Source organism: Streptomyces sp. NPDC001532 (assembly GCF_040298625.1).
GTDB lineage: Bacteria > Actinomycetota > Actinomycetes > Streptomycetales > Streptomycetaceae > Streptomyces.
This window is the reverse complement of the sequence record NZ_JBEPAL010000045.1, coordinates 59,441-70,745: the sequence shown is the minus strand read 5'-3', so window position 1 is coordinate 70,745 and position 11,305 is coordinate 59,441. Positions and strand designations below refer to the sequence as shown.

Annotated in this window: 10 protein-coding genes; 1 reads left to right on the top strand and 9 read right to left on the bottom strand. The window is 71.2% G+C overall.

Annotated features, from left to right (window positions below; translation table 11 throughout):
* Window positions 1-94: 94 nt before the first annotated feature.
* Genes ABT232_RS31545 through ABT232_RS31530 form a run of 4 tightly spaced genes read right to left on the bottom strand, consistent with a single transcriptional unit; the run spans window position 95 to window position 3,748 of the window.
* Window positions 95-766 (bottom strand): response regulator, encoded by a 672-nt coding sequence (locus tag ABT232_RS31545; protein WP_351846249.1) that lies wholly within the window; start codon window positions 764-766, stop codon window positions 95-97.
* Complete coding sequence (locus ABT232_RS31540) at window positions 763-2,004, bottom strand: sensor histidine kinase (protein ID WP_351846246.1); 1,242 nt, start codon at window positions 2,002-2,004, stop codon at window positions 763-765. The genes ABT232_RS31545 and ABT232_RS31540 overlap by 4 nt, the downstream gene beginning before the upstream one ends.
* A gap of 26 nt (window positions 2,005-2,030) precedes the next feature.
* Window positions 2,031-2,819 (bottom strand): ABC transporter permease, encoded by a 789-nt coding sequence (locus ABT232_RS31535; protein ID WP_351846244.1) that lies wholly within the window; start codon window positions 2,817-2,819, stop codon window positions 2,031-2,033.
* A complete protein-coding gene (locus tag ABT232_RS31530) occupies window positions 2,816-3,748 on the bottom strand; it encodes an ABC transporter ATP-binding protein (protein ID WP_351846241.1) in 933 nt (310 codons plus the stop codon). The genes ABT232_RS31535 and ABT232_RS31530 overlap by 4 nt, the downstream gene beginning before the upstream one ends.
* 94 nt (window positions 3,749-3,842) lie before the next feature.
* Between ABT232_RS31530 and ABT232_RS31525 the strand changes: the two genes are divergently transcribed.
* Window positions 3,843-4,415, top strand: a complete 573-nt coding sequence (locus tag ABT232_RS31525) for a GNAT family N-acetyltransferase (protein WP_351846238.1) — start codon at window positions 3,843-3,845, stop codon at window positions 4,413-4,415.
* A 169-nt stretch (window positions 4,416-4,584) separates the two neighbouring features.
* Here ABT232_RS31525 and ABT232_RS31520 read toward each other — a convergent pair whose 3' ends face one another.
* The 5 genes from ABT232_RS31520 to ABT232_RS31500 are packed head-to-tail and all read right to left on the bottom strand — an operon-like array spanning window position 4,585 to window position 11,290.
* A complete protein-coding gene (locus tag ABT232_RS31520) occupies window positions 4,585-6,138 on the bottom strand; it encodes a type IV secretory system conjugative DNA transfer family protein (protein ID WP_351846236.1) in 1,554 nt (517 codons plus the stop codon).
* A gap of 1 nt (window position 6,139) precedes the next feature.
* On the bottom strand, window positions 6,140-7,564 hold the full coding sequence (locus ABT232_RS31515; RefSeq protein ID WP_351846233.1) for an ATP-binding protein: 1,425 nt from the start codon (window positions 7,562-7,564) through the stop codon (window positions 6,140-6,142).
* 6 nt (window positions 7,565-7,570) lie between these two features.
* Window positions 7,571-9,127 carry an SCO6880 family protein gene (locus tag ABT232_RS31510; protein WP_351846230.1) on the bottom strand — a complete coding sequence of 519 codons (1,557 nt, stop codon included), beginning with the start codon at window positions 9,125-9,127 and terminating at the stop codon, window positions 7,571-7,573.
* Window positions 9,124-10,467: a hypothetical protein gene (locus ABT232_RS31505; RefSeq protein ID WP_351846227.1), complete on the bottom strand. Its 1,344-nt coding sequence runs from the start codon at window positions 10,465-10,467 to the stop codon at window positions 9,124-9,126. Before ABT232_RS31505 ends, ABT232_RS31510 begins: the two co-directional genes overlap by 4 nt.
* A complete protein-coding gene (locus ABT232_RS31500) occupies window positions 10,457-11,290 on the bottom strand; it encodes a DUF8175 domain-containg protein (protein ID WP_351846225.1) in 834 nt (277 codons plus the stop codon). The genes ABT232_RS31505 and ABT232_RS31500 overlap by 11 nt, the downstream gene beginning before the upstream one ends.
* Window positions 11,291-11,305 lie beyond the last annotated feature (15 nt).

Here is an 11,305-nt window from a genome sequence, read left to right as displayed (position 1 = left end):
GGTACTGCAGGGGGGACCCTGTGGGAGAGTAGGACGCCGCCGAACAAATTTTAGGGAAAACCCCCGCATCGAAAGATGCGGGGGTTTTCTGCGTTCAGGAGGCTTTTACCAGTCTGGTGTCGTAGGCCAGAATCACCGCCTGCACGCGGTCCCGTACGCCGGTTTTCGCGAGGATTCGGCTCACATGGGTCTTCACCGTGGATTCCGCCAGGTGGAGACGGGTGGCTATCTCGGTGTTCGTCCAGCCCAGGCCGATGACCGTCAGGATCTCGCGCTCGCGGTCGGTGAGGCCGGCGAGGCGTGGGTCGGCCGGTTCCGGGTCGGCGGTGGCGGTTCCCGTCGGCAGGTGGTGGACGTAGGCGTCGAGGAGACGGCGGGTCAGGCCCGGGGCGACCACGGCGTCGCCGGTGGCGACCGCGCGGATGCCGGAGAGCAGCTCCTCGGGCTGGGCGTCCTTGACGAGGAAGCCGGAGGCTCCGGCGCGGAGGCCTGCGTAGGCGTATTCGTCGAGGTCGAAGGTGGTGAGGATCAGGACGCGGGTGCGGTCGCCGGTGGCGACGATGCGGCGGGTGGCCTCGATGCCGTCGAGGCCGGGCATGCGGACGTCCATCAGGACGACGTCGGGATGCAGCTCGGCGGCCATGCGGACCGCCTCCGTGCCGCCCGCCGCCTCGCCGAGGACCGTCATGTCGTCCTGGCTCTCCAGCAGCATGCGGAAACCGAGGCGTTGCAGGGGCTGGTCGTCGGCGATGAGGACGGTCGTCACTGCGGGGCTTCCTCCGGTAGGTGCAGACGGACGCGCCAGCCGCGCTCGGGGTGCGGGCGTGGGCCGGCCTCAAGTGTGCCGCCGTACAGGGCCGTTCGTTCGCGCATACCGGGAAGTCCGCGGCCGCCGGTGCGGTCGGGGCTGCCGCCGCGGCCCGTGTCGGTGACCGTGACGGTGGCAGTGCCCTCGGTGTCGTAGGCCAGCACGATCTCGGCGGTGGCGTCGGGGCCCGCGTGTTTCAGGGTGTTGGTGAGGGCTTCCTGGACGACGCGGTAGACGGTGAGCTGGCGGCCCGGAGGCAGGTGCGGGGTGCCTCGGACGGTGGTGCGGACCGGGAGGCCTGCCGCTCGTACGCCGTCTATGAGCTGCTCGAGGTCGGTGAGGGCGGGCTGGGGGGTGAGGTCGGCTTCGGGGTGCTGCTGGTCGTCGCGGAGGACGTCCAGGAGACGGCGGAGCTCGGTGAGGGCCTGACGGCTGGTGCCGGCGATGGCGTCCAAGGCCTGAGCGGCGCGTTCCGGGGACTTCGCCGCGGCGTAGCGGCCACCGTCGGCGAGACCGGTGACGACGGACAGATGGTGGCCGATGATGTCGTGCATCTCGCGGGCGATCCGCGCCCGTTCGGCGGCGGTGGCGAGGCGGGCCTGCTGGTCGCGTTCGATCTCCAGGCGGCGGGCGCGGTCCTCCAGGGCCGCGGTGTAGTCGCGGCGGGTGCGGACCGCGATGCCGGCGAGGGCGGCCACGGCGAGAGACATCAAGGGGGGAACCAACTCCTGATCCCACCCGTTCTCTTGGTGACGGACAGTGATGATGAGGTTGGGCAGGGTAGTCAGAAGGGTGCTCCACCACAGGGTGCGCAGGGGGAGGCGCAGGGCGATGTTGTGGACGACGACGAGTTGGAGCAGGGCGGCCTGGAGGACGGTTCCGGTCCAGGCGTTGACGAGGGCGAACGGGGTCATGGCGAGCAGGACGGCGGCGGGGTGGGTGCGGCGCCAGAGGAGCGGGACGGAGAAGCCGAGGCTCAGGGTGAGGACCAGCCAGGCGGGGGCCTCGGCGCTGCGGGCGATGTGGCGCCAGCCGCCCCCGGCGAAGTCGATGAGGGCGGCGCTGACGCAGAAGCCGGTCAGATGGAGATCCCAGGCCAGCGGGTGGCGCCGGTCGAAGGCGCGCACCCGGGCGATGAGGCGTTGGACGTGCTGGGTCAGGGGCTCGGGGGTGGGCGCTCCGAGTGCTGGCGGCATGACGTCCATGGTGCGGGCTGCGGGACTCATACGTCCCGTCGCTTGAGGAGGAAGGCGGCGGCGGTGAGCGTCGCGGCCGTCCATAGGGCCAGGGCGAGCAGGGCGGCGCCGGGCGAGGCCATGCCGGGGGCCGGGTCGGCGTGGGTGAGGGTCTCCAGGGCCTTGCCGGGGAAGTGGCGCACGGCGTCGTCGATCACGTCGTACGGGAGCATCCGCAGGACCTCCGGGAGGATCATGACGACGCCGATCAGGATGCCGACGCTGGTGGGGACCGAGCGGATCAGGGCGCCGATGCCGACGGCCATGACGGCGATCAGGGCCAGGCCGGCGGCGTTGCCGACGAGGGCGGCCAGGATGCCCGGGTCGCCCAGGGCGGCCTCCTTGTCGGTGCCGGTGAGCAGGGTCTGGACGGTGGGGAAGGTGAGCAGGTTGGTGGCGAGGACGGTGAGGAAGGAGACCGTGCCGAGGATCGCCGCCTTGGACCACAGCACGGGCAGGCGGGACGGTACGGCGGCCATGGTGGCGCGGGCCAGGCCGGTGGAGTGTTCCTCTGCGGTGCTGAGGATGCCGAGGACGCCGACGATGATCTGGGTGAACTGCATGCCGAGCAGGACGAGGAGGACGGTGTCGAGTTCGTTCGCGTCACCGGACTCGTAGGCGCTGCCGATGGCGATGCCGGTGCCGAGGGTCAGGACGGGGATCAGGGCGAGGTTGAACCAGGTGGAGCGGAGCGTCCACAGCTTGTGCCATTCGGCGCGCAGGACGCGGGCCGGGGTGACCCGGTAGCGGGCGGGGGCGGCGGTGGTCGTGGTCATGCGGCTGCTCCTTCCGGGCGGGCGTGCCGGTGGGCGGTGAACTGGACGGCGTCGCGGGTGAGGTCCATGAAGGCCTCCTCCAGGGAGGCGGTGCTCGGGGTGAGTTCGAAGAGCGGGATGCGATGTTCGGCGGCGGTGCGGCCGATGTGTTCGGCGTCGGTGCCGCGGATGTGGAGGGTGCCGGGGGTGTCGCTGGTGATGTCGGTGCCGGGTGCGGAGAGCAGGCGTACGAGGGCGGGGGCGTCGGGGGTGACGACCTTGACCGTGCCGGCTCCGGACTGCCGTACGAAGTCCGCGACGGTGGTGTCGGCGAGGAGGCGGCCGCGGCCGATGATGACCAGGTGTTCGGCGGTCAGGGCCATCTCGCTCATCAGGTGGGAGGAGACCAGGACGGTACGGCCCTCGGCGGCCAGGGACTTCAGGAGGCTGCGGATCCACAGGACGCCCTCGGGGTCGAGGCCGTTGACGGGTTCGTCGAGGATGAGCACGGCCGGGTCGCCGAGGAGGGCGGCGGCGATGCCGAGGCGCTGGCCCATGCCGAGGGAGAAGCCCTTGACGCGGCGGTGGGCGACCTCGGTGAGGCCGGTGACGTCGAGGACGTGGGTGACGCGGCTGCGGGGGATGCCATGGGTGTGGGCCAGGGCCATCAGGTGGTGGTGGGCGGTGCGGCCGGGGTGGACCGAGCGGGCCTCCAGCAGGGCGCCGACCTCGGTGAGGGGTGCGGGGTGGGCGGCGTAGGGGCGGCCGCCGACGGTGGCGTGGCCGCGGGTGGGGGCGTCCAGGCCGAGGAGCATGCGCATGGTGGTGGACTTGCCGGCGCCGTTGGGGCCGAGGAAGCCGGTGACGGTGCCCGGCCGGACCGTGAAGGAGAGGTCGGAGACGACGGTCTTGTCGCCGTAGCGCTTGGTGAGTTCCTGTGCCGTAATCATGCTTCGATGCTCGTCGGCACGGGGTGTGCGGGCGTCCGACCGCGGGCGGTATTCGAGGTGAGCGGGGTAGTACCCCGGTACTACGGTGGCGGGCATGGGTTCTGTCATCGATGAGACGTTCGTGGTGCGTGCTGTCCGCGCCGAGGAGTGGCCGGCGGTGAAGGCGCTGCGGCTGGACGCGCTGCGCGATCCGATCGCTCACCTGGCCTTCCTGGAGACCTACGAGGTGGCCGCCGCCCGGCCGGACTCCTACTGGCGGGAGCGGACGCAGGGGGCGGCCGAAGAGGCGTCCGGGGCGCGGCAGATCATCGCCCAGGGGCCGGACGGGGAGTGGGCCGGATCGGTGACCGTGCTGGTCGAGGAGGCCGGTACGACGGACTGGGCGGGGTTCCCGGTCGAGCGGCGGCAGGGGCATGTGGTCGGGGTGTTCGTGCGGCCCGAGTTCCGCGGGCGCGGGCTGACCGAGCTGCTGTTCGCGGCGGCGGTGGCGTGGGCCTGGGAGATCGGGGCCGAGCAGGTACGGCTGATCGTGCACGAGGACAACGAGCGGGCGCAGGGGTTCTACCGCAAGGCGGGCTTCGTGCCGAGCGGGGTGGTGGTGCCGCTGGCGGGGCAGGAGGACGAGCGGGAGCTGGAGTTCGTGCTGGAGCGGGCGGCCGCTGCCTGATCCGGGCCGGTCGTCTCACCGGTTGTGTCACTGGCCGGCGCGCCGGTTGTCACGGTGGCCGGCATGCCGGTCGTCGCAGTGGTCGGCACGCCGGTCGTCACGATGGTGGGCATGCCGGTCGTCACGGTGGTCGGCATGCCGGTTGTCACGGTGGTCGGCATGCCGGTTGTCACACCGGGAGTTCGTCCTGGGGCCAGCGGGAGCGGGCCTGTTCACGGCTGCGGAGCAGGGCGAGGGTGGGCAGGCCCTGGTCGGGGCCGGTGGCCAGGAGGTCCGGGAGCTGGGGGAGCGGGGCGACCGCCGCGATGTCGTCCAGGACGAGGGTGAGTGGTGGGTCGAGCCGGCCGGGGGATGACCGTTCGGCCATGCGCCGGCCGTGCTCGACCACGCTGGAGACGAGTGCCGTCAGCAGGGGCATCGCGCCGGGGTCGGTCCTGGGATCCTCGATGGATTCACCCACCACGTAAAGGCTGCCCGTTTCCGCGGCGAAGGAATCCAAGGCAAGCGCATCAGTTCGGTTTGGTGTGCATGCCTCGCGGACGTTGACGGTGGAGAGCGCGGACAGCGCACGGCCGATCAGTTCCTGCGCCACGTCGCGGCGTTCGGGGTGCGCGGTGAGCGCGGACTCCAGCTCGCCGGCGGCGCCGGGCGCGGCCTTGGGGTGGGTGCGCAGGGTGCGGACGGCCTCCTGGAGCTGGCTGCCCTGGGCCCAGCGGTGGACGTGCCGGATGGTGCGGGAGTCCAGGGCCGCGGCGTGCAGATAGCTGCGCAGGAGTATCTCGGCGGTGTCGCCGACGGCCTGGTCGATCCGGGCGGTGGGCCGGACCGGGGCGAGCAGGGCCGCCGCCCGCCGGCTCGCCGTCTCTCTGGTCCCGCAGCCCGTCACCGGGGACCAGTGCAGGCGGGACGGGGTGTCGCAGAGGTGGTGGGGGTCGTAGAGGAGGACCGGGCCGAGCTTGGCGCGGGCGTCCTTGGTGTCGGCCCAGATCGCCGGGTTGGAGGTGACGACGACGGCGGGGCCCTCGGCGTCGTGCACGGCCTGGACGGCGGTGGCGTGGCGGATCTCGCGGGTGGCGAGGACCAGGCGGTCCCGGCCGGCCGCGGGGGCGGGGAGGGGGTCCGGGGGCGTGGTGGCGGGTGTCCGCGGCGGTGCCTGGCCGTGGGAATGGGCCTGGAAATGGGCGTGGGCGTGGGTGGGGGCCTGGGGGTCGGTCTTCTGGAGGTGGGCCGGTTCGGGAGCCTGGGTGGGGGCCGCCGGTGCGGGTTCCGGTTCTCTGCGGGGTGTGGGGACCTCGTAGCGGGGCTCGTCCACGGGGGCGGGCGTACGCCTGCCACGACGGGATGCGCGTTCCGCCCGGCCCGCGCGCCAGCGGGCGACCGTGCCCATCACGAACACGGCCACGACGAACAGGATCATCAGCTGCCCGATGAACAGCCCCCAGAACAGGCCGTATCCGGAGAGCTGTCCTGCCGGGGTGTCCGGCCAGGCGCCGGGGATGTCGTGCGGCTGGGTGATCAGGCTGCGCATGGCCAGGGGCGTACGGGCGAAGGTGATGCTGTCCGGCCAGGTGCCGTGTGCGAACCAGGCGGCGAGGCCGGTGGCCGACCAGGCCAGCAGGGTCATGCCGAGCAGGAAGGCGAGTATGCCGACCAGCAGGCCGTCGGGGACGCCGCCCTGGCCGCCCTGGCGGCGGTCCCGGCGGTCGTGGTGGTCCGGTCTCATCTCAGGCCACCGTGGACTCGGAGGTGTCGTCGATGTCGGCCAGGTGCTGCTCGACGAAGGCCGCCGCCCGCTCCTCGGCCTCCAGTTCGGCGGCGCGCAGGGCGTCGTCGTCCAGGAAGTCGGCGGAGGACTCGGTCATGGCGCGGTCGGTGAAGACCAGGGGGCGTTCCGTCTCGGTGACCAGGTGTTTGACGACCTGGACGTTGCCGTTGACGTCCCAGACGGCGATGCCGGGGGTGAGGGTCGGGATGATCTCCACGGCCCAGCGGGGCAGGCCGAGGACGCGGCCGGTGGCGCGGGCCTCGTCGGCTTTCTGGGCGTAGATCGTGCGGGTGGAGGCCATCTTGAGGATCGCCGCGGCCTCCTTCGCCGCGGCTCCGTCCACCACGTCGGAGAGGTGGTGGACGACGGCGACGAAGGACAGGCCGAGCCGGCGGCCGAACTTCAGCAGCCGCTGGAACAGCTGGGCGACGAACGGGCTGTTGATGATGTGCCAGGCCTCCTCGACCAGGAAGATGCGTTTCTTCCGGTCGGGGCGGATCCAGGTGTGCTCCAGCCAGACGCCGACGATCGCCATGAGGATGGGCATGGCGATGGAGTTGCGGTCGATGTGGGACAGGTCGAAGACGATCAGCGGGGCATCCAGGTCGATGCCGACCGTGGTCGGGCCGTCGAACATGCCGCGCAGGTCACCGTCGACGAGCCGGTCCAGCACCAGGGCGACGTCCAGGCCCCACGCCCGTACGTCGTCTATGTCGACGTTCATCGCCTCCGCGGACTCCGGCTCGGGGTGCCGTAGTTGCTCGACGATGTCGGTCAGGACGGGCTGGCGTTCGACGATGGTCTCGTTGACGTAGGCGTGCGCCACCTTCAGTGCGAAGCCGGAGCGCTCGTCGAGGCTGTGCCCCATGGCGACCTCGATGATCGTCCGGAGCAGGGCCAGCTGGCCCGTCGTGGTGATCGCCGGGTCGAGCGGGTTGAGCCGGATGCCCTGGTCGAGTGCCGCCATCGGGTCCAGCCTGATCGGCGTTATCCCCAGCTCCTGCGCGATCAGGTTCCATTCGCCGGCCCCGTCCTCGCCCTGGGCGTCGAGCACCACGACCTGCCGGTCACGGAAGCGGAGCTGGCGCAGGACGTACGTCTTCTCCAGCGCCGACTTGCCGTTTCCGGACTCGCCGAGGACGAGCCAGTGGGGGGCCGGGAGCTGCTGGCCGTACAGCTGGAAGGGGTCGTAGATGTATCCCTTCCCGGAGTAGACCTCGCGGCCGATGATGACGCCCGAGTCGCCGAGGCCGGGGGCGGCGGTCGGCAGGTAGACGGCCTGGGCCTGGCCCGTGGAGGTGCGGACCGGCAGGCGGGTCGTCTCGACCTTCCCGAAGAGGAAGGAGGTGAAGGCGTCGGTGAGGACGGACAGCGGGTCCCGCATGAGGTCCTACCTCCGAATGCCGGTGGCGAAGGGGAGAGTGTTCACGAAGGCGCGGTGGTGCTCGCGGTCGCACCACTCCAGCTTCAGGTACGACTTTCCGGCCGAGGCCCTTATCGTCCGTTTGTCGCGGGCCAGGGCCTCCGGTGAGCGGGAGGAGACGGTGATGTAGCCGACCAGGTTGACGCCGGCGGCGCCGCTGGCGAGGTCCTCGCCGCGCTGGTCGAGGCGGGTGTGGGCGGCGATGTCACGCGGGTCGACGGTGCGGTTCATCTTGGCGGCGCGGGACGCCTCCGCCTCGTCGTTGGTCTTCTCGGTGAGCATGCGCTCGATGGCGATCTCGGTGGGTTCGAGGTCCATGGTGACGGCCACGGTCCGGATCACGTCCGGGGTGTGGACCAGCAGCGGGGCGAGGAAGTTGACGCCGACGGGGGTCATCGGCCACTCCTTCACCCAGGCCGTGGCGTGGCACCAGGGGGCGCGGGTGGAGGACTCGCGGGTCTTGGCCTGGAGGAAGGTCGGCTCCATGGCGTCCAGCTCGGCCGGCCAGGCGTTGCGCTTGGTCATCGCCTGGATGTGGTCGATCGGGTGGTCCGGGTCGTACATGGAGTGGATCAGGGAGGCGAGCCGGCCCTGGCCGAGGGGCTGGCGGACCCGGATGTCCGCCTCCTGGAGACGGGAGCAGATGTCGGTCAGCTCGCGTGCCATGACGACGGCGAGGCCCGCGTCCCGGTCGACCTTGCCGCCGTGCGGGCGGGCCGCGCGGGCCATGGTGTTGGCCTCGGCGGCGAGTTCGCGGGTGTAGTGCATACAGGCGATGAGGTACGCGCGGTGCTGCTCGCTGCTGGTCGACACCATCGACTGGAGCTGGTCGTAGGACTGCTGGAGCCAGGCCGGGGCGCGTTCGTCGCCGCGGACGGCGACGTCCTTGGCGTGGGCGTCGGGGTCGGCGGGCAGGGTGCGGGCCAGCATCTGGATCCGGGTGACGAAGCCGTCGCCGTTCGCCACGTGCTTGAGGAGGGTGCCGAAGCGGTCGACCAGGGCTTCCTGGTCCTCGGAGTCGCGCAGGCCGACGCCGGGGCCCTCGATCTCGATGCAGGCGGTGACCGTCTTGCGGTCGGCGTGCAGGAGTACGGCGATCTCGTCCGGCCCGAACGGGGCGGCCAGCCAGGTGATCCGGCCGATGCCGGGCGGCGGGCCGACCTCCACCTCGCGGCCGTCGAGCCGGGTGCCCGCCTCGATGGCGCCGGAGCGGTAGGTGGTGCCCGAGCGCAGGGTGCGCTTGTAGCTGCGGTTGATCTCGAACCACTTGTAGAACGTGCGGTGCTTGTACGGCACGTAGACCGCCGCCAGGGCGAGCAGCGGGAAGCCCATGAGCAGCACGATCCGGAGGGACAGGACCGGAACGAGGAGCCCGCACATCATGCCGAGGAACGCGCCCACGATGATCAGCGCGATCTCGCCGGTCTCGCGGTTGCGGCCGACGATCGCGTTCGGCCGGGCGCGGCCGATCAGATATGTACGGCGGGGCGTGACCGGATGGGACAGATGGGACTCGGTCGTCAACGCCCTTCACCTCCCGTGCGATTGGTACTGCTGTTGCGGGTGTTGCTGGCGTGCGGGGTGTTCACCGGGCTGGACGAGCGCGGCGGAGGCGCGGCGGAGGGGACAGATCCGCCGGCACCGTTCGAGGTGCGCGAGCTGTGCGCGGCGACGCCGCCGGAAGCGGTGTTGGCCGGGCGGGCGCCGCCGGAGCCCGAGGCCTGACCGCCGCCGTTGTTGTCCGCGCGGGAGCTGTGCGTCTTGATGCCCTGGGCGACGAGGGTGGCGGGACTGCTGATGACGGCCGCCGCCTTTCCTTCCGCGCCGCGCATCAGGCGGTTGTTGCGGGAGCCGGCGATCTCGTCGCCGAAGCCCGGGACGAAACGGTAGATCATCGCGCTGGCGAAGATGGCGAGCAGGATGATCGCCAGGCCGGAGACGACCGCGGAGAAGGCGTCGGGGCCGTCGTCGGCGGAGAGCGCGCCGGCAAGGCCGAGCACGATGACGATGACCGGCTTCACCAGGATGACGGCGATCATGATGCCCGCCCAGCGGCGGACGTGGCCCCACAGGTTCTTGTCGACCAGGCCGGCGTAGACGACGGTGCCGAGGAGGGCGCCGACGTAGAGCAGGGCGGCGCGGATGACGAGTTCCAGCCACAGCACGCCCGCGGCGAGGATGCTGACCAGCGAGACGACGATCAGCATGATCGGGCCGCCGCCGATGTCCTCGCCCTTCTCCAGGGCGCCGGAGAAGGTGCCGAAGAAGGTGTTCGTCTGGTCGCCGGTGGTCTTCGCCAGCACCTCGGTGATGCCGTCGGTCGCCGAGACGACCGTGTAGAGGATCAGCGGGGTGAACGCGGAGGCGAGGACGGTCAGCCAGAGGAAGCCGATCGCCTCGGAGATGGCGGTGGTGACGGGAACGCCACGCACCGCCCGCTTGGCCACCGCCAGCAGCCACAGCAGCAGGGTCAGGACCGTCGACGCCGCGAAGACCACCGCGTACTGCTGGAGGAACTTCGGGTTCGTGAAGTCGACGTTCGCGGTGTCGTTGACCGCCTCGCTGAGCTGCTTGATCGTCCAGGAGGCGGCGTCGGCGCAGCCCTGGGCGAGGGAGGAGAGGGGGTCGAGGGTGCTGGTGGGGTCGAGGGTGGGGGATCCGCCGGAGCGGGAGCTGCCGCTTTCGCTGCCGCGTTCGCAGTAGTCCTTGGCGGGGCCGTGGATCAGATCACAGGGGTCGTTGCTCGGCGAGGCCGACGGATTCGGCGTGGGCGCGGCGAGGGCGCGGGTGGCCGCGATGACCAAGGTGGTCTGTACGGTCCCCAGAACGGCGGTCAGCTTGAGTACGCGGTGCCTACCGGGCATAGGTGAACCCTCCGTACTCCTGGACGACCTTGGCCATTTCGTCGGCACTGGAGGCCCTGTCGTCGCCGGGAACGGGCGCGGGGCCTTCCTTCTGAGAGTGCGTCACGATCTTCCAGTCACCGGCGGTCCACTCGAGCTGCATGGTGATGGTGAACCAGCTGTTGGTGACGGGAGTCGTCGAGTTCTCGCCCGCGAGGCCGAGCAGCCCGCTGCACCAGACCTCGACCTTGGCGCTCGTGTCGGAGGCCTCGGTCACCTTGGTACCGATCGGGCTGGTGCGCGACACGAACGTGTAGCCCTGCGGGGTGGTGCCGTCCTCGTTCAGGCCGACATTTTTGTTGAAGTCGGGTGTGTACGCCCTGTCCAGCGTCGCTTCGAAGTCGGCGACCCGGGAAGGCGTGATGATCGTCTGCAGGATGGCGTTGCGCTTGGCCTTGTCGAACATCTCGGCGGAGCCGAGGGCCACCGCATAATTCGCCGCAGCGCTCTCCGCCCCCTGCTGCGTCTGGGCGAAGCCCGTCGGTACGCCGGCGGTTTTTCCGTTCACCGGGGTTTCGCCGGTTGCCGCCGTGGTGGAGGTCTCCGGTTTGTCGGTGGTGGTGTCGGAGGTCGCGGAATCGTCTCCTCCACGGTTCGCGAAGGCGATCGCGGCGATGAGGAGGACCACCACGCCCACCACCGTGACCAGGCTCCGCGAGGACGACCGGCCGCCGCGTCGGGGGGCGCCGCCGTAGGTGTCGTTGCCGCTGTCGGGCAGCCGGGTGCGGGTCTGCCCGGAGCCGCCGTATCCGCCGGAGGCCTCGTGCTCGTCACCGGGACTCATGCCGCGTACGCCCCC